14 protein-coding genes and 5 pseudogenes are annotated in these 17372 nt (G+C 67.1%); 12 read left to right on the forward strand and 7 right to left on the reverse strand.

Going from position 1 to position 17372, the window contains the following annotated elements; genetic code table 11:
- Window positions 1–181 (forward strand): annotated as a pseudogene (locus G412_RS40630) (IS701 family transposase); the annotation flags it as partial.
- Between the two features lie 173 nt (window positions 182–354).
- Here the strand turns inward: G412_RS40630 and G412_RS0130430 are convergent.
- Window positions 355–938, reverse strand: a pseudogene (locus G412_RS0130430) (IS5 family transposase); the annotation flags it as partial.
- On the opposite strand from G412_RS0130430, the pseudogene G412_RS38785 reads away from it, so the two are divergent.
- Window positions 908–1524 (forward strand): annotated as a pseudogene (locus G412_RS38785) (IS5 family transposase); the annotation flags it as partial. The pseudogenes G412_RS0130430 and G412_RS38785 sit on opposite strands and share 31 nt — an antisense overlap.
- 50 nt (window positions 1525–1574) lie before the next feature.
- Here the strand turns inward: G412_RS38785 and G412_RS0130440 are convergent.
- Window positions 1575–2339 carry an NAD(P)-binding domain-containing protein gene (locus G412_RS0130440; RefSeq protein WP_028815337.1) on the reverse strand — a complete coding sequence of 255 codons (765 nt, stop codon included), beginning with the start codon at window positions 2337–2339 and terminating at the stop codon, window positions 1575–1577.
- A 226-nt stretch (window positions 2340–2565) separates the two neighbouring features.
- On the opposite strand from G412_RS0130440, the pseudogene G412_RS36765 reads away from it, so the two are divergent.
- The 3 genes and pseudogenes from G412_RS36765 to G412_RS0130455 form a co-directional block, all read left to right on the forward strand.
- Window positions 2566–3057: pseudogene (locus G412_RS36765) on the forward strand (tetratricopeptide repeat protein); the annotation flags it as partial.
- 300 nt (window positions 3058–3357) lie between these two features.
- On the forward strand, window positions 3358–3546 hold the full coding sequence (locus tag G412_RS39965) for a hypothetical protein (RefSeq protein WP_028815339.1): 189 nt from the start codon (window positions 3358–3360) through the stop codon (window positions 3544–3546).
- A complete protein-coding gene (locus G412_RS0130455) occupies window positions 3543–3929 on the forward strand; it encodes a DUF6415 family natural product biosynthesis protein (protein WP_028815340.1) in 387 nt (128 codons plus the stop codon). The genes G412_RS39965 and G412_RS0130455 overlap by 4 nt, the downstream gene beginning before the upstream one ends.
- A 65-nt stretch (window positions 3930–3994) precedes the next feature.
- On the opposite strand, the gene G412_RS0130460 is transcribed toward G412_RS0130455, so the two are convergent.
- Window positions 3995–5083 carry a hypothetical protein gene (locus G412_RS0130460; RefSeq protein WP_028815341.1) on the reverse strand — a complete coding sequence of 363 codons (1089 nt, stop codon included), beginning with the start codon at window positions 5081–5083 and terminating at the stop codon, window positions 3995–3997.
- Between the two features lie 680 nt (window positions 5084–5763).
- Between G412_RS0130460 and G412_RS0130465 the strand changes: the two genes are divergently transcribed.
- The 3 genes from G412_RS0130465 (at window position 5764) to G412_RS0130475 (ending at window position 7308) form a co-directional block, all read left to right on the forward strand.
- Window positions 5764–6069, forward strand: coding sequence for a transposase (locus tag G412_RS0130465; RefSeq protein ID WP_028815342.1), 306 nt, complete (start codon window positions 5764–5766; stop codon window positions 6067–6069).
- Between the two features lie 2 nt (window positions 6070–6071).
- Window positions 6072–6977: an IS3 family transposase gene (locus G412_RS36770; protein WP_157839209.1), complete on the forward strand. Its 906-nt coding sequence runs from the start codon at window positions 6072–6074 to the stop codon at window positions 6975–6977.
- Window positions 6978–7101: 124 nt separating this feature from the next.
- Window positions 7102–7308 carry a hypothetical protein gene (locus tag G412_RS0130475; protein WP_028815343.1) on the forward strand — a complete coding sequence of 69 codons (207 nt, stop codon included), beginning with the start codon at window positions 7102–7104 and terminating at the stop codon, window positions 7306–7308.
- A 132-nt stretch (window positions 7309–7440) separates the two neighbouring features.
- Here the strand turns inward: G412_RS0130475 and G412_RS36775 are convergent, their stop codons facing one another.
- The 3 genes from G412_RS36775 to G412_RS36780 form a co-directional block, all read right to left on the reverse strand.
- On the reverse strand, window positions 7441–7623 hold the full coding sequence (locus tag G412_RS36775) for a hypothetical protein (protein ID WP_157839211.1): 183 nt from the start codon (window positions 7621–7623) through the stop codon (window positions 7441–7443).
- A 448-nt stretch (window positions 7624–8071) separates the two neighbouring features.
- The gene (locus tag G412_RS0130485) at window positions 8072–10261 is read right to left on the reverse strand and encodes an FG-GAP-like repeat-containing protein (protein ID WP_244283320.1); all 2190 of its coding nucleotides are present in this window, start codon (window positions 10259–10261) and stop codon (window positions 8072–8074) included.
- A 482-nt stretch (window positions 10262–10743) separates the two neighbouring features.
- A complete protein-coding gene (locus G412_RS36780; RefSeq protein WP_028815345.1) occupies window positions 10744–11265 on the reverse strand; it encodes a hypothetical protein in 522 nt (173 codons plus the stop codon).
- A gap of 533 nt (window positions 11266–11798) precedes the next feature.
- On the opposite strand from G412_RS36780, the gene G412_RS36785 reads away from it, so the two are divergent.
- From G412_RS36785 to G412_RS39970, 4 genes are all read left to right on the forward strand, one after another.
- On the forward strand, window positions 11799–15020 hold the full coding sequence (locus G412_RS36785; RefSeq protein ID WP_051338714.1) for an ALF repeat-containing protein: 3222 nt from the start codon (window positions 11799–11801) through the stop codon (window positions 15018–15020).
- A gap of 145 nt (window positions 15021–15165) precedes the next feature.
- Entirely contained in the window at window positions 15166–15555 is a 390-nt protein-coding gene (locus G412_RS0130500; protein ID WP_028815346.1) for a hypothetical protein, read from the forward strand.
- A 60-nt stretch (window positions 15556–15615) separates the two neighbouring features.
- Entirely contained in the window at window positions 15616–15957 is a 342-nt protein-coding gene (locus tag G412_RS0130505; RefSeq protein WP_157839212.1) for a transposase, read from the forward strand.
- Between the two features lie 53 nt (window positions 15958–16010).
- Window positions 16011–16295, forward strand: coding sequence for an IS3 family transposase (locus G412_RS39970; protein WP_051338716.1), 285 nt, complete (start codon window positions 16011–16013; stop codon window positions 16293–16295).
- 819 nt (window positions 16296–17114) lie between these two features.
- Here the strand turns inward: G412_RS39970 and G412_RS41270 are convergent.
- Window positions 17115–17372: pseudogene (locus tag G412_RS41270) on the reverse strand (hypothetical protein); the annotation flags it as partial.

The following is a 17372-nucleotide window of genomic DNA, read 5'->3' on the forward strand; positions in this document are numbered from 1 at the left end:
CATCACCCTCGCGATGCTCGCTCACGCCTTCCTCGCCGCCATGGCTGCCGCCAGCATCACTGAAAGGGGGGCCGCAGAAACGGATCTTTCCTCGTCCCGCTCAGCCTGGCGGAGATCCGCAAGCTCATGGCAGCTTGCCGCCCTGGAACAGGTCACCGTCAGCGCACACAGCACGCCCTGAGATGGTCCCGCTTCCGGCGCAGCCACCAGGCCACCGCCGAACGCTGTCACTACCAACGCCGCACCCCGCATCACGAACTCCGGCAACATGGCGGACAGTCAGCTCGCTACACTCGAAAACAAGCCTTTGACCAGCGGCAATAGCAAAGTGCAACTGGAGTATTAGACCGTGTCCTACATGGTGAGGTTGCGGAAGCGTTTGTAGCAGCAGAGGGCGGCTGCTAACCCGAGAAGGGCCAGGTAGTTGCCGGGGTGTCGCTCGTAGCGGTGGTTGAGCCGGCGGTAGCCGGTCAGCCAGGACATGGTGCGTTCGATGACCCACCTGCGCCGGCCGAGCCGTTCGCTGGAGTCGATGCCCTTGCGGGCGATGCGGACCCCGATGTGTTTTCCCCATAGCCATCGCCGCAGGTGAGGCACGTCGTACGCCTTGTCAGCATGCAGGCGTTGGGGCTTGGAAGCGCTCGCGTGGGATTCGTGTCCCATGTGGAAATGGGACAGCATCGGCTTCAGGGCAAGACTGTCGTGGGTGTTGGCCGCGGAGAGTCCAACCCGTAGGGGCAGTCCGTTCGCATCGGACAGGATGTGCATCTTGGAACCGGGCTTACCCCGGTCCACGGGACTCGGACCTGCAAGTTCGCCCCCTTTTTGGCCCTGACGTGCGCTGAGTCGAGGACCGCGCGGGACAGGTCGACCAGGTTCCGCTCGTCCAGAAGCCGGAGCACTTCCTGGTGCAGCCTGCCCCAGACTCCCGGCCGAGTGGACCGAGGCCGGTGTGTGGCCCCGGCTGCACGAGGTCCTCCTAGCCAAGCTCCGCAGCGCGGACGCCCTGGACTTTTCTTGGGCCGCAGTCGATGGCTCCCACATCCGCGCGCTAAAGGGGGCTCCAAGGCGGGACGAAGCCCTGTTGACCGGGGCAGAACCGGCAGCAAGCACCACCTGATTACCGACGCCACCGGCATCCCGCTCGCGGTCACCCTGACCGGCGGCAACCGCAACGACGTCACTCAGCTCATCCCACTGCTTCAAGCGGTACCACCCGTGCGCGGCAAGCGCGGCCGACCGCGCCGCCGCCCGGACGTCGTACTCGGAGACCGCGGTTACGACCACGACAAGTATCGCCGGCTCGTCCGGGACCTCGGCGTGAAGCCGGTCATTGCCCGCCGCGGCACCGAGCACGGCTCCGGCCTCGGGACCCAACGCTGGGTCGTGGAGCGCGCGTTCGCCCACCTGCACTGGTTTCGCCGCCTGCGGATCCGCTGGGAGATACGGGACGACATCCACGAGGCTTTCCTCACTCTCGGGTGCGCACTGATGTGCTGGAGACGCCTGCGCTCACTTTGCTGACTGGTTGAGTGGGTATGAGGAGGGGAGCGCGGAGACCTGTGCCGACGCGACTACTTGAGGTCTGCGAGGAGCGCGTCGAGCGCCTTGGTCAGGGCCTCGGCATTGGCCGGGTCGAACCACGTGGTGCGAAGGCGCTCGTTGAGTCCCTTCGGTGTCTCGTGGTCGCCCGCGAGCTGCTGCAGCGAGCGCGTGTCGTCGCCCAGTGCGCGCCCGACGCCCTGGAAGAGGCCGCGAATGTAGCGGTCCGCGCCCTCGGCGGGAATGCCCTGCCGCGCGGCCCAATCGGCGAGCGTGGCCAGGTACCGGTAATGGGTGGTCAGCGTGGCCGTCAGCGCCTGGAAGACGTTGAGGATCGCTTCGTCCGCGACGGGGAGCGTCCCGCCGAGTCCGCCGAAGAGGTCGTCCACGACCGGGTGGGAGGGGCAGGTCACGGTGACGGACAGGCGCTCGCGCGCGGAGGGCAGCGGGATGGCGCGCACCACGGGGGCGTCGGTGCCGAGCGTGCGGCGCAGCTCGCTGATGGCGACGCCGGTCATGACGCTGACGATGACCCTGTCACCGCCGACCCGGAGCCCGGCGAGGGCCTCGACACGGTCCTGGGAGCGGACGGCGAGGATCACCAACTCAGAGCGGTTCACCACGTCCTGGTTGTCGGCGCACACATGCACGGTCGGATACCGCTTCGACAGCTCGGCGGCTGTACGGGCGCCTCGTGGCGAAAGGTAGATCTCCGGCCGCTCCTCGACGCCGTCGCACAGGCCGTCCACGAGGGCCCGGCCGATCTCACCTACGCCGATGATCCCGATGCGTTGCACTGTGTCTTCCCGTCGTCTTGCCAAGCGATGACCCTCGCATCGAAACGCGGGCCACCGCCGATTGTAGGTGTGAACAATGCGTGCAGAGGCCGCTTAATGTCCCGGCGAGGGATGGGCAAGGCGGCTCCCACAGCTGTGCCCGTGCCACTCCACAGCACCCCGGATCATTGGTCCCAGGGTGATCTAACCAGCTCGGAGATCATTTCGTTAGGAGTTCTTAGGGCCGGACCACCCCGACACCTTGTCCAGCCGCGGTAACCTAGCCAACGCCCTGAACGGGATGGGCCAGTACGCGGAGGCAGCCGACCTGTACCAGCAAGCCCTCGATGACCACCTCCGCGTCCTGGGACCCGACTCTCCCGACACGCTGCATAGCCGCCACAACCTCGCCCACGCGCTGTATGGCATGGGTCAGTACGCGCAGGCGGCCGACCTATACCGGCAGGCCCTCGATGACTACCTCCGAGTCCTGGGACCGGACCATCCCAACACCCTAGACAGCCGTCACAACCTCGCCCTCGCGCTGTACGGCACGGGTCAATACGGGCAGGCGGCCAACCTGCACCGCCAGAACCTCGACGTCTACCTCCGAGTCCTGGGACCGGACCACCCCGACACCCTGCTCAGCCTCAACGGCTTGGAGGAGGCACTAGCCATCTCAGGCACAGCACACCATCGACGAAGCCGCTGGCTGCGGCACAGGACAATCTCTGACTGAACTACTGTGGCGTATGCCCCGCCGCTCCCTTACGCCACCGCGCTCAGTCGAGTAGCGGAAAAGTGAACGCCAGTATCGCGAACGGCACCTTCATCCGACGGGCACAAGCCCCCTCTGACCTTGTGGTAATAAGTGCAAAGACACGCACTACCAGCTGGGGACGTTCAGACGTACGCGACTGGGGAGCCGAAGTCGTACGCCGACAACTTCCGCAATTACCCGCAATCTCGTTGAGAGCTGCGTGGCGGCCTCCGTAGCGTCGAACGACACGACGCACCCAGCACACGGAGGCGGTGCCCCATGAGCGCATCCACACCCGCCGGCCCCCAGCCGGAAGACCGCGGCCTCCAGCCGCCCGCCTTCGGCCGACCCTCCCCGGCACTGATCGCCCGCGCCGACCGCGGCTACGCCCGCTTCCTCGCCGTCCAGGCCCCGGACGCCGACCCCGGCGACCACGACCAGGACGACGACGAGGCGGGCACCCGATGAGCGACACCTACCTCGTGCTCCACGACCCGCAGGGCCTGATCGAGGCCGAACTCCCCCTGGACCGCGCCCCGCACGAGGCACTCGTCACCGCCGTCCTCGCGTGGAAGGACCCGGACCTCGCCCCCCGCGACTACGAGCAGATCGCCCTCCAGCTCACCGGGCACGCCCGCGCGGTCGCCGCCGACGTCCGGCGTCTCGCCGCCGCCCTGCCCAAGAGCGACGGCCGCGGCGCCTTCGCCGAAGTCATCCTCCGCGAAGCCGACGGCCGCCTGTCCGCCCCGCTCAAGGGCACAGCCCGCTGCGTCCAGAACCGCGCCCGCCTCGTACAGGCCCTCTACACCCGGCTGGACCGCCTCACCGAACCCGCCCCGGCCGCCACGTAGCCCGACGGCCCGATGGGTCGAACGCCCTTGAGAACGCTGCGTCCGCGTCCGGAGACCCAAAGCAGCTACGCCTCGTCTTCTTCTTCGTCGGGGCGATCGAGGTCCTGGTTCAACGCACGCAGCAAGGCGTGGGCGAGGAGGATTGCCGGCAGAACGAACTCCGGACGGTAGGCGTCGGGCGAGGCCTGGTGCGCTCCAAGGTGGCGGTTGAAGGTGTCCTGGGTGGCGCCGGGCCCGAAGGCGTTTCGCATGCCCGCCAGCACCAGGTAGTGCTTGAACTGCAGCAGAGTGAGATCGCCCCAGTCGTCCGCGTCGTCCAGGGCACTGCCGATGGTGCCGTGGTGCCCGGCCTTCGGCGGGTAGGTCACCTGGGGGAAGGAACGCCGGATCCAGGCGTTGCCGTGCTTCTTCATTGCGGTCTCGAGCACATTGCCCGCCAGGGCTTGGGCGCCCTCACCGAAGCCGGCCCGCGCGGTGCGGGCGGCAGTGCTCAGGATGGCGACCATGCTGGTCAGTTCAGGATGGGTGACGATCTGGAGGCTGGCGTCGACGTCGTCGAGAACGTCGTCGCGGCGTTCGGCCAGGAGGGCATAACGCTCTTGGCGCGCCTCGAGAGGGAACAGGGCTTTGACGATCTCGGTCCGTGGTGCCCACGCGAGGGACAGCCCGTCGTCCTCACCCATCTCCAGAATCGCGTAGAGGTCCTCAGTGTCCAGGCCGACGAGGTTGTCTGGCAGGAAGAGGGCTGCTGCCGCTGCGAGTCGGTCCAGCAGCGTGCGGGGAAGTGACACGCTGCGCACGACGTCGTTGATGCGGCTGTGCCAGTCGTAGATGTCGCTCAGATCGCTCTGCAATGCCAGGACGGGATCGGCGATCGCCCGGTAGTGGCGCTGGGCGTCCAGTGCAGCCTGGTAGACCGCGTTGCCCGGCCCCATGACGCTTTCGATGGTCCGGCGGGTGGACTCCATCTGTCGGATGTGGCGGCGGGCGGGCTCCAACATCTTGTCGATGGAGTTGTGCCAGGCTGAGATCTGCCTGATCGACTCCATGAAGCCGTGTAGGTCGTCGTTGGCGCCGTGGCCCTGGTACGGCTCCGCTTCCTGGCCGAAGTCTTCTTCGCCGTCTTCTGCGTCCGGGGCGTCCTCGTTGTTCATGCCCCCATGATCCTGAATCCGCCACGAGTGGGCACTCGCATTTGCGGCTGCTGTGCTCTGCATGAGGCGCCCGTTGTGCCCGGAACCGCGTCCGGTTCGTGCAGACGCTCTCCACGCGACGAAACCAGACGCCGAGTACCTTGCGCACGTCAACGAGGGCCACCTACGCGACTGGTATCGAGAGAAGGACCTGCTCCCCAACGGCCTGGAGACCGTTACTGACTTCGGCTCGTCATGGTGAGGCTGGGTCGTCGAGGGTCAGGCCGGTGACACCGGTCCGCCGCCGTCCAGGACCACCAGCACCCACATGCCCGCTGCCCGCGAGGGCTGCGACCAGGCCCTGGACCACCTCGCCTCCTACAGCGCCCGGACGTTTCTATCCGCCGGACTGGAGCAGCAGCCGCGGCGCCGACGGCGGGTGGGGCCAGCAGGACGGTGACGCGAGCGGCGCGCTGAGCACCGCCCACGCTCCGGCGGCCCTCAGCACCCAGGACACCCCCGGCCACCGCCTACCCGCTTACCCGGCAACGCCCCGACGGATCGATCGCAGGCATTCCGGACTCACTCGGACCCCGCCCGTCTGTCCAAGATCAGGGGTCAAGGTCCGTCGTGAAGTTCCCCCTCTGAGCTGGACAGCTTGATACTGGGACGACAAGTCCCGGAGGAAGCAGTTCCAGGTAGTGAGCAAGAAGAGCAATACGAGCAAGCGGTACACGGTCGAGTTCAAGCGGGACGTGGTCGCGCTGGTCCACTCGTCGGGGAAGACGGTGACCGAGGTCGCCCGGCAGATCGGGGTGAGCCCGGAGGGCCTGCGGAACTGGGTGAACCAGGACAAGGCCGACCGTGGCCAGGGGCCGGCGGGTGCGCTGACCAGCGACGAGAAGGAAGAGCTGCGTCGTCTGCGGCGGGAGAACCGGGAACAGCAGCAGACGATCGAGGTTCTGAAAAAAGCCGCGGCCTTCTTCGCGAGGGAGTCGACGAAGTAGCCGTGCGCTACGCGTTCATCGATGCGGAGAGGGCCACCGATGCGAACCCCGGTGGCCACAGTGCTGCCCTGCTGTGCCGGATCCTGGGCGTGTCCCGCTCGGGCTATCACTCCTACCTGGCCACGCGGGAGGCCGCCCGGGAACGGGCCCGTCGTCAGGACGAGCTGGTCACCGAGATCCGGCGCCTATACACCACCTCCCGCCAGGCGTACGGGGCTCCCCGGATCACGGCAGCCCTGCACCGGCAAGGGCAGCGGGTCAACCACAAACGCGTCGAGCGGCTCATGCGCGAGCACGGCATCAGCGGGGTTACTCGCAGACGGCGCCGGGGCCTGACCAGAGCGGACCGCACGGCACTCGCGTCACCGGACCTGGTGGGCCGCGACTTCACGGCCGCCGAGCCGGGCACGAAGCTGGTCGGCGACATCACCTACCTGCCCACGCTGGCCGGCTGGTGGTATCTGGCCACGGCGATCGATCTGGCCACCCGCGAGGTCGTCGGCTACGCGATGGCCGACCACCACCGGGTCGGCCCGGTCGTCGACGCCCTGCGGATGGCCGCCGGCCGGGGCGACCTGAAGGAGGGATGCATCACGCACTCGGGCCGCGGAGCGGAATACACCTCACGTGAATACCGCGCCCTCATCAAAGAGTTGGGGCTGCGGCAAAGTATGGGCAGAACGGGCTCCTGCTACGATAACGCCGCAGCTGAGAGCTTCTTCGGCCTCCTGAAGGCTGAGATCGGGACCACCGTCTGGGAGTCCTGCGAACAGGTCCGTGCCGATGTCTTCCACTTCATCGAGGTCGAATACAACCGCACCCGCCTGCGGAAGCATCCCGTCTACGGCTACGTCACCCCACTCGAAACACGGGCCCTGACAGCACAAGCTCTTGCCCCCGCAGCGTAACCACCCGCTGTCCACGCTCAAGGGGGAACTTCACTCCGCACACGGTTGCGTGTCCTGCACGACACCGGCGCGTAGCCATCTGCCGGAGACGGTTACCTCCGTGCTGACCCGGCTGCAAGAAGAAATGGAGAAGCTGGCGGAGACCTCTCCTCTGGCGGCCTTGCGGGCGGCCCGCCGCCTGGAGGTGACCGCCGTGGAGGTCGGGTACTGGGCGGCCCACGAGGCCCGGAAGGAAGCGAATCTTGAACAGGCCGCTGCCACCTTCGGAATGAACGAGGACGCCGCACGGAAGCTGATGGCCCGCTTTGGTGGCCGGGGCCCCTACCGGTAGGCACCGTTCCGACTCGGTCCAAACGCACGCAGGCCCCCATGAGGCCACAGGGGCCGCGGGCCCCGGGATCAGCCACGACACCCCGCGTGACGGCGGGGGTCGCACCGTCCAACGACGCTGCGACCCCCGCCGTCACGCGGTGGCCGGCTGCGGCACCTCCAGCACGCTGGCGATCTTCTGTGCGAAGCCGTCGCGCAGGTGCTTGGGCGGCCGCACGGCCCGTACCGCGAGACCGGTGGAGGCGATGCGGTGCTGGAAGACCAACCGCTCGGCCTGCCTGGTGTACCAGGTCGGCCGGGCGGGACATGGGGTCACCTCACTGGGCGCCGCGGCCGTCACCGAAGGCGCGGGTGGAGGGCAGCATTACTGCTGCGCCTTTCAGCCCGGATCCCAGATCGGTGCAGTGTTCCGGTGGCGAAGTCGCCACCGGAACACCGAGCACTGTCCCGCTCGCGCCGGGTCGGGGTGCGTGGTTTGTTTCCGGGCGTGCGGGTTCAAGCCCGCGGGCCAGGCATAGACGGCGTTGCGGTCGGTGCATCCCCGGGCGCGCGGGGATCACGGGGCGTTCATGGTCACCGTGCCGTCGGCGATCGGTACATCACAAACCGGCGTGGTGGGTGTGATTGCCCGGTCGCTCGTGCCTGATGGGCTGGGCGGGCCGGCTCCGTGCTGCAGACTTTCGCCGGGATGGGGGTCTACAAGTAGAAGGGGACTGCGGCGAGGCCCTGGTGTGGGCTTCGCCGCAGTCCCCTTCTGGAGGGTGTCAGTTGTGTTGGCCGATGAGGGTGACGCGGTCGTAGTTCCAGCCGGTGGCGGGGTTCCAGCTGCCCAGGGGGGCGTTGAAGGTGCCGTCGGTCTTGGCGGTCCAGGTCCACATCTTCATGCTGCCGTCGGTGTAGTCGTGGACGGCACCGAGGTCGTCGCGGCCGTCGCCGTTGTAGTCACCGGCGACCATCTTCATGGAGGGGTACCAGAACTTGCCGGCCTCGGTGTCCCAGGCCTTGACGGGGGCCTGGAAGGATCCGTCCTTGGTGCTGAGGCTGGTGAGGGTGTGCAGGCCGTCGTGGCCGTCGGCGTAGTCGTACCAGGCGGCGAGGTCGTCGCGGCCGTCGCCGTTGAAGTCGCCGGCGTGGATGCCGGTGCGGGCCCAGTCGCCCCAGGTGGTGTCGGTCCAGGACTGGAAGGGGGCTTGGAAGCCGCCGTCCGCCGTGGTCAGGAACGTCCACGTCTTGACCGTGGTGTCGCCGTAGTCATACAGGCCAGCGAGGTCGTCGCGGCCGTCGGCGTCGAAGTCCCCGACCACCAGCTTGCTCTTGGCGACGGTCCACTCGCCGTCCGGGACGGCCCATGAGTAGAACGGGTCGTTGAAGCCGCCCTGGGTGTTCGCGGTGAAGGTGAACAGCCGGTCCCGGCCGTCGGCGTAGTCGTACCAGGCGGCGAGGTCGTCGCGGCCGTCGCCGTCGAAGTCGCCGGCGCGTGCCGTGATCCGCTCGAAGTCCCACTCACCGGCGGGCACGCTCCAGGAGGCGGTGGGGGCGTTGAAGCCGCCGTCGGCCTTGCTGAGGAAGGTCAAGAGCTTGACCCGGCCGTCGTCGTAGCCGTAGAAGGCGGCCACGTCGCTGCGGCCGTCGCCGTTGAAGTCACCGGTGGTGAGCTTCATGTGGTCGATCCAGTACTCGTTGGGGCCGACCTCGAAGGACTTGGCCGGCTCGCCGAAGGCGCCGGTGGTGCCGGCCAGCAGGGTGTGCAGAGCGTCGTGCCCGTCGGCGTAGTCATACCAGGCGGCCAGGTCGCTGCGGCCGTCACCGTTGTAGTCGTGGCGCGTCGCGCTGCCGCTGGACCACAGCGACTCGCCCTTGACGTTGTAGACCACCAGGCCGCCGCGGTCCTGCAGCAGCGCGTAGCCGCCGAAGCCGGCACCCGCGTTGTTGGGGCCGGCCGCCGTGGTCGGGATGTTGGTGGACCACAGCCGCTTGGTCTTGGTGGTGTCACTCGCGCAGGCCGCCAGGTCGGCGGACGTCTGCGCGACCGCGCAGATGGCCAGGTTGCCGCCGGATTCCATCACCATCTTGGCGCCCGGGTGGCCGCTGGTGCCGGCCTTCCAGACCACTTTGCCCGTGCCGGCCCCGGAGGTGATGCTCAGCACTCCGTCGGTCATGGCCAGCTTTGCCCCCCGAGAGGTAAGCGACTGGCCGTTGCCCAGCGTGGTGCCCGCCGGAAGCGGTACCGCGTGCGGGAAGCGGGTCTTCTGGATCCACGCGTTGATGTCATCCAGCCGGGTCTCCACCGCGCCCTTGCGGGTCTCGTCCTCGTTGAAGCAGCCGGCCTGCCAGGAGGTGCTGTGCACGGCGACCAGTTCGACCTGGCCGTTCTTCTCCCGCAGTGCGGGACCGCCCGCATCCCCCCTGCAGATGGCGCCGCCCGCGCTGGTGATCGCGACCGTGGTGGAGTCGGTGGCGTCCACGGTGAACGCCCCGGCGTGCAGCTTGGTGGGGACCCACTCGTCATTGGTGCGGCCGTAGCCCACCGTGCGCAGTGTCTCGCCTGCGACCGGAGCGGTGGGGGCGACCGTGACCGGGGTGATGTCGGTGACCGGCTGGGCCAGCTTGGCCATCACCAGGTCCCGGTCACTGCGTGGGACCAGCTCGATCACATCCACGGTGCGGCCCGTGGTGGTTACTAGATCGGTGCGGCCGATCGTCGCGGTGGTCTTCTCGGCCGGTGCACCGGCGGCGATCGGGAAGGCCTGCTGCGGATCGGTGGCGAAGCAGCTGCTGGCCGTGAGGATCCACTGCTTGTCGACCAAGGCACCGGAGCAGGCGCGCTTCGACTCACCCTTACCGATTTCCAACTTAGCCGTGAAGGCATACCCGTTGTCCGCGACGGGATCGCTGGCAGCTGCCTGCGCCGGGGCGGGGTTGAGGAGGCTGGCCACGGCGGCGGTTGCCAGCAAGGCTATTCCCCGCATTCTGCGGGAACGTCTGACAGACACGTGCATTTCCTTAAGAGGGTTAATTACCAAGAACAGGCAAGGCAAGAGGCTTGCCCCCCCCGCTGCGGCAGCATTGGCAGGCCCAACCGATGTCGCAGGCCGCCCTCAACGGGCAGCGCGAGGCATGGATGTAGACGAGGGCCCTGGGGCAACCAGTGACGCGAAGCCCCACGAGCACGGACTTTCCGGGCGAAGCAGAGGAGCAAGCATTGTTCGGTGACGAGGTCCCGAAGACGACGTGAACTGAGACAGACCAGCCAGTCACGCGGAGCTCGACGAGGACGGAGCGCACGCCGGTGTCGCCGGACTTGCCGACGCCGGTGAGGTCGTTCGCGCGCGCGTTGACTACGGTGCCCTCGCCGCCCCTTTAGTACAGGGCAGGGTATCTGCGCGCTCGGTGGCAACCGAACGAACGGCATGGGTCATAAGGAGAGGACCCGGCACTACTTGGTGGTCCTGATCTCTACGAGAACGTGGTCACGTCCCTGCGGGTCCGCGGTCTCGCCGACAGGGGTCCAGGAGTTCTTGTTGATGTCGTAGGTCTTTTCCTCGTCACCGACGGTCATGTCGACCTGAGTCGTGTAGTCGTTGCCCTTGATGCCGTTGACTGCGGGGATCTCCAGGGTCAGCCAGCCGGAGTCGCCGGTGACACGGAAGCAGATCTTCGGCTTGCCGCGGGCCGAGATCTCCAGGAGCCCGGTCCCGCTAGCACAGTCGGCCAGGACGATGTGGCCGTCACCACGCTTGAGCTTGATGCCCTGCTCCGCGAAGATCTTGTCGGCATGCGGATAGTTGAAGTCCTCGATCGCGTAGCCGGGAGCCTCGTTGGCGATGGCCTCGATGGAAGTAGCGCCGTCTCCCTCTGCGGGCGCGTCCGCCGATCCGCCTGTCAACGCGGCCCATGCGAGAGCCCCCGCAGCGGCCGCGGTAGTCAATGTGCGCACAATCGAGTTTCGTGCCTTCATCACAGTCCTATTTCTAGTTCCAGTCCGGGCGTGCACGTATCCAATGGCGGCCTGTAAATCGCCGACAGGGCGCAAATGCTACCCACGAGTGCACCGCCGGGAGAACCCCGTAAATCCGAATCGACCCAGAGATCTCCAGTCGAATATCCGTTTGCAAATGGAATCAACTGCCATGGTGGCGGAGGCGGAGTCGGCTACGGCGAGTCCATGGAACCTCTTGATCCACTTTTTGTCTACTGTGCAAATGATGCATAAATGGACATATCACCAGCTTTAGAAGTGGTGTGCGTCACGCTCCAGCATGGTTGTATGCAGTGCGGTCGAGAGTTCGCATACTTTTGATCACGGGCAGATTACACCCCTACCCTTCTCTTATTCGCGATTGCAGTCCATGTGATGCTGCTTCAGTAAATCTGGTCGAAGAGACCGTCTGAATTCCCTCTGGAGTATGTTCAGTGATAAGAAAGAGCAGCCACACAAGGTGGTGGCTGGGAAGACCCATATCCGGACTCGCTCTGGGCCTGGCCGCCGTCTTGCTCAGCACCGCCTGGGCCGAGTCCGCCGCGGCGGCTGAGATCGGCCTGCCTGAGAACGCCCGCAGCCACGTACTCGAGGAATGGCAACTGGGCGGACGCGCGGTGCGTCAGGAGGCGGAGGCCGCGCTCGCCGGAACCAACGACGCCCTCAAGGCCTTCCTCGACTCAAACCTTGCCCGTGCCCGAGCCGAGGATGAGCGCGCCGCTGTCCTCGCAATGCTCAACTACGCCGGTCCTGGCGTGCGGGCCAAAGCCCAAGAGGCACTCTCCGGCACGGACGCGGAGCTGCATGTCTTCGTCACCGAGGGCTACACAGGCCCTCTGGCCGATGACCGCAGAGCCGCGGTGCTCACCATTTTGGGAACGGGCGACAAGGCGGTCACCCGTGAGGCAAACGCGGCCCTCGATGCCGGGACTCCTGAAGCCCTCGACGACTTCCTCAAGACGGGCCAGTACACGGCACGCCAGGAGGACGAGCGCTCAGAGGCCCTCGCCATGCTCACGGGCGCAGGTCCGAACCTGACGACGGCCATCAACCGGGCGCTCGACGGCACGCCGGCTGACGTGACCGAGTTCCTGGAGAAGGGGCAGCACCTGGCGCGGGCCCGTGACCAGGAGAAGCTGACGATCGATCAGCTGGTGGTGCAGGCCGAGAGTGCGGGCAAGCGTGCCCACACGGCCACAGTAGGTGCGAAGGAAGCTGCCGAGCGGGCCGAGGCCGCCTCCGCAGCGGCCAAGAAGGCCGCCCAGAAGGCGGCCGAAGAAAGCGCCGCCGCCCAAGCCGACTCCGTCAAGGCATCCCGTGCCGCCGGACGCGCGGCCGACGCGGCCAAGGGAGCCGCCGCCGCCGCCCGAACCGCGGTCAGTGCCTCACGAACGGCCATCAACGCCGCCCGTACGGCCGCCAGCGCCGCCCAGGCGGCGGCCGCTGCCGCGGCGGCGGCCTCTCAGGCCTCGGTGCGCGCTTACAACGCCGCTTCCGCAGCATCCAAGGATGCATCCCAGGCCGGTGCGGCCAGCGAAGCCGCCAAGACCGCTCGCGACACGGCCAAGAAGGCCCGCAAGGCCGCCACCGCGGCCAAGGCCGCCGCCGACGCGAGCAGCGCCGCCCAACAGTCGAGCGCCGCGGCCGCACGCGCCGGACAGAACGCGGCAGCCTCCGCCGACGCTGCGGCCGACGCCGCCGAAGCCGCAGGCGTCTCCCAAGCGCAGGCCAAGCGAGCCAGGGACGCGGCGGCACTCGCCAAATCAGCCGCTGACACCGCCACTGCCGCGGCCAACCGGGCAGGCAACCTCGCGAAGAGGGCCGCCGACGCGGCTCTCGAAGCCCACACTGCCGCCAACGGCGCCGCCGATCACGCGGACAAGGCAGCCGCGGCCGCCGAGGATGCCGCCGCGCATGCTGGAGAGGCAACGGACTGGGCCAACAAGGCCACGGCTCTCGCCAACGCGGCCATCGCTGCCGCCGAGGACGCCGGCAAAGCGGTCAAGCAGGCCCAGACTGTCGCTCAGCTCGCCCGTGACGCTGAAGCCGCCCAACTCGCCGAGGAGCGTGCCCTGGCCATCGAGGTGTCCAAGCAGCTCAAGCTCGAGGAGGACCAGTACCAGGCGCAGACGCAAGAGCTCCAGGCCGAACAGGAGCAGACCAGCCAGGAGACACGTGACCTGCTGGCCCAGGCAGCCGCCGAGAACGACACCGGCGCGGCCGCCGCGCAGGGCCGCAAGGCCGCGATCAACCTGATGGACGCCTCCTCGACCTGGACCCGCCAGGCCGCGCAAGAGGCGTTGACAGGCGGCGACCAGGAGGTCGTCGACTGGGTGAAGACCGGCTATGCCGAGGCGGCCGACCTCGACGACCGTGAAAAGGTCCTCACGCTGGCCAAGCTGAACAAGGTCGTCCTGTCGGAGGCGGCGCAGACGGCGCTGGAAAGCACCGCTCCGAAGGCCGTCTCCGAGTTCCTGCTGCACGGCGCCAAGGACGTGCAGGCAGACGACTACCGCGCGGCCGTTCTGAAGTCCCTGAACGGGGCAGGCAAGGCCGTCACCGCCGCCGCCAATGCGGCGCTTGACGACGGCAGCGTCGAGGCCCTGCACCGGTTCCTGCTCTATGAGCACTCCGCGGCACAGACGGAGGACGACCGGGCGGCGACCCTGACCGCGCTCAACAGCGCAGGCCCCAACGTGGAAGCCGCCGCCCAGGCCGCCCTCGAGGGCCCCGAGTGGATGGTGCAGCGGTTCGTCGACCAGGCCCACTACAAGGCGCAGCAGGCGGACAACGACACCGCGACCCACGTGGCATCCATTAACGCGCAGATCGCCTCGGCGGCGAAGACCGCCGCGACCGCATACAAGGAAGCCGCCGAGGCCGCCACGGCCGCAGCCGACGCGCGTGAGGCCGCCACGGAGGCCCAGGAGTGGGCCACAAAGGCCTCGGACTCCGCGGCGGACGCCAAGTTGTACGCCGATCAGGCGGCCGACTCCGCCGCGGACGCCGACAAGTCAGCCTCGGCCGCCCAGGCCTCTGCCGACACTGCGGCCAACGCGGCCTCGGCTGCGCGCGGCGCGGTCCGCCAGGCAAACTACTCCGCCAACCAGGCCATCAGCTCGGCCCACTCGGCGGTCGCCTCGGCCAACAGAGCCCAGGCCTCCGCCGACCGCGCATACGCCGACGCCATCGCTGCGGGCAAGTCCGCGACGGAGGCCAAGGCCGCGGCCAACGACGCTAAGAACATCGCCGAAACGAAGCGGAAGGAAGAGCTCGCCGCGGAGGCTGCGAAGGCGGCGGAACAGGCCCGGCAGGACAAGGCCAACAAAGTCGACCGAGCGAACACCGCGGAGAACGACGCGGTCAGCGTGGGTGACATCCGGGACGAACAGCAGGAGAGCGCTGCGTCGGCGGCCACGGCCACGGCCAAGATCAGCGCCATCCTCGGCGGGGCCGCGGTCGTGGCGGCGTTCGTGCCGGGCGGCCAGCTCCTCGCGGCCGCGCTGGGCGGTGCCTCGCTCGTCTTCGCGGCCGCCAGCACCCTGTACAACGTAAAGGCATACGGCTGGGGCAGCGACCAGTTCTACACCGGTGCCGGCGGCATAGCACTCAGTATCGGTCTGGGCGGTGTGGGCAGCCTGGCCAGTTCCATGGCCGCCACCAATGTCGGCAAGGCTGCGGTCTCGGGCATCAACAACGCGGCCTCGGCTGTTGTGGGCTGGTTCACGGCGTAGCTCTCTGGTTGTGAGCTTCGCGGCGTGAGACGGCCGGAGCGTATGGGCGGCGGGGTAAGCACCCTGCCGCCCATACGCGAAGCATTCTCAGTTTAGGATGACGAGGCCCTCGGCCGTCACGGCGAGGGAAGACGAAAGGGTTCTGATGCTGGAGAAAACGTCTCCGCTCTGGTGGTTGTTTGCCGCGATCAGCGTGGCTCTCTATCTTCTCGCAATGTATCCAGGAATGGTAAACCGGCGGCAGAAGATCTGGGTGTCGTGCGGCCCTGTGGCGGGTTTCCTGGCGATCACGGCCTACAGCGCTAATTACGACTGGCCCCTGAATGAACTGCTCCCCGCCTACTGCGGACTCATATTGGCCGTTGCCCTGGGTGTCGTGGGCCACTGGAAGTCGATGCGCGCGTTCATGATCTGGCGGGAGGAGAACCCCGGCAAGCCTGATAATGAAGGGCCGGGTGTCCCCTGGATGCTGCAGATGGCGTTCACGCTTCCAGCTTTCCTTGGTGCCGCTATCTGGTACATGAACAATTACTGACCCCCTGGATCCGTAAACATTCACCGTGAACCGTTCCGGGTTCGGTAGAGACTCGATTCCGTGAAAGGATTGAGTCATGGCACGCCCCTCTTCCACCCCCTTGAGCTGCGCAAACGAGCGGTCCGCATGGTCGCCGAGGTCCGCGGTGACTACCCGAACGAGTCGGCCGCACTGAGGGCCGTCGCCCAGAAGCTCGGCATCGGCTCGGCGGAGACATTGCGAAACTGGGTCAAGCGGGACGAGATCGACTCCGGGCAGCGTCCCGGGACGACCACGGAGGAGTCCGCGCAGATCAAGGCGATGAAGAAGGAGATCGCCGAGCTGAAACGGGCGAACGAGATCCTGAAAGCCGCGGCAAGTTTCTTCGCGGCCGAGCTCGACCGGACACACACACGCTCGTAGCGTTCATCGACGAGCATCGGGCCCGCTTCGGCGGTGTCGAGCCGATCTGCCGCGTGCTCACCGAGCACGACTGCAAGATCGCCCCCTCTACGTATTACGCGGCGAAGAAACGCGCCGCCACCCCCTCGGCCCGGCAGACGCGGGATGCCGCTTTCAAGGAGCTGATCACCCAGGTCCACCAGGCCAACTACCGTGTCTACGGAGCCAGGAAAGTCTGGCGCGAGCTGCACCGCCAGGGCCATATCGTGGCCCGGTGCACCGTCGAACGCCTGATGCGGGAACTCGGCATCACCGGCGCCGTCCGCGGGAAGAGGATCATTGGTGTGACGGAGCAGTGATCTTCAGGGGGTTGGACTGCTTTGGTCTGGTGTTTCGTCTTTGGGGTGGGATTCGGGATGGTTGGAGCGGTTGCGTTCGGGCGTGGTGGGCGTGGCTTGGGGGCGTGTTCGGTTTGATTGTTGTCCAGGAGCGGCAGTTCTGATCGGTGCCCTGTGCTGTGACCTGTGCTGATCAGTTAGGTGGCTGGCTTGCGGGAGAGCAGGTCGGCGGGTGAGTGCGGGGCTGTGGCTACTTGCGGCTGGCCATGTCGTGCAGCTGACCTTTGGGTTGTCAGGCTGCTGGGTGTGCGATCAGGTCTTGTCATTCTTACTGAGCATTGATCATTTCCAGTGATCGTTGGTATGTCGCTAGTTTGGTCAAAGCGGCTGCGCTTCCCGGCAGGTGTCTCACCAGAGGTCGCGGACGGGATCGTCGGCGCCGAAGTCCCGTTTCTCCGCAGAGACAAGCATCTTGGCGTACGTCCTCTCGTGCTCGCGCGGGTCTGGCACGTCGTGTGGTTGTGCGTCCCAGTGGTTGTGTCGCCTCAGTGGATATGAGTCTTGGGTGTTTTAGTCACAGCCTCTGAGCTGCAGAGATGCAAACTCTGAGAAACAGCTGTATCACCGCAACACGCACGGGCGGGCTGTCTATATGGCCTTTGAGCTGCAAGGATGCATGGAGTGAGAGAGGCCGCAGTGTCATTGAGGCGACCTCTGGGGAGCTCTGACCGTAGGGGTTGTGATGATCGTAATCGCAGCGGTGTGAGCGTTTCCGGCCGCATGCGCTGACCAGAGGTCTCGCTGCGGGGGCCGGGTTGCGCGCGGTTCTCTAGTGCCGCATCAGGCAACGTTCGCCCTGTCGATGACGGCGCGTAGGCGCCGGTCGTCGGCATGGCGGTTTCGCCAGATGATGTAGCGGCGGATCATGCTGCCCTGTTCCTTGTGGTCAGCGTGGTCGGTGCCGTCGAGCGTGAAGTAGCGCAGGGCGGTGAACTGGGCCTCGTGACGCTGGAAGGGGGGCTTGTTGGTGTGCTGGGTGCTGGCTGGCCTGGTGTGTTGCTGGTTTGCTGAGAGACAGAATTGACGGTTCGATCGGGG

Origin of the sequence: Streptomyces flavidovirens DSM 40150 (genome assembly GCF_000429085.1) — a bacterium.
GTDB classification, from domain to species: Bacteria; Actinomycetota; Actinomycetes; order Streptomycetales; family Streptomycetaceae; genus Streptomyces; species Streptomyces flavidovirens.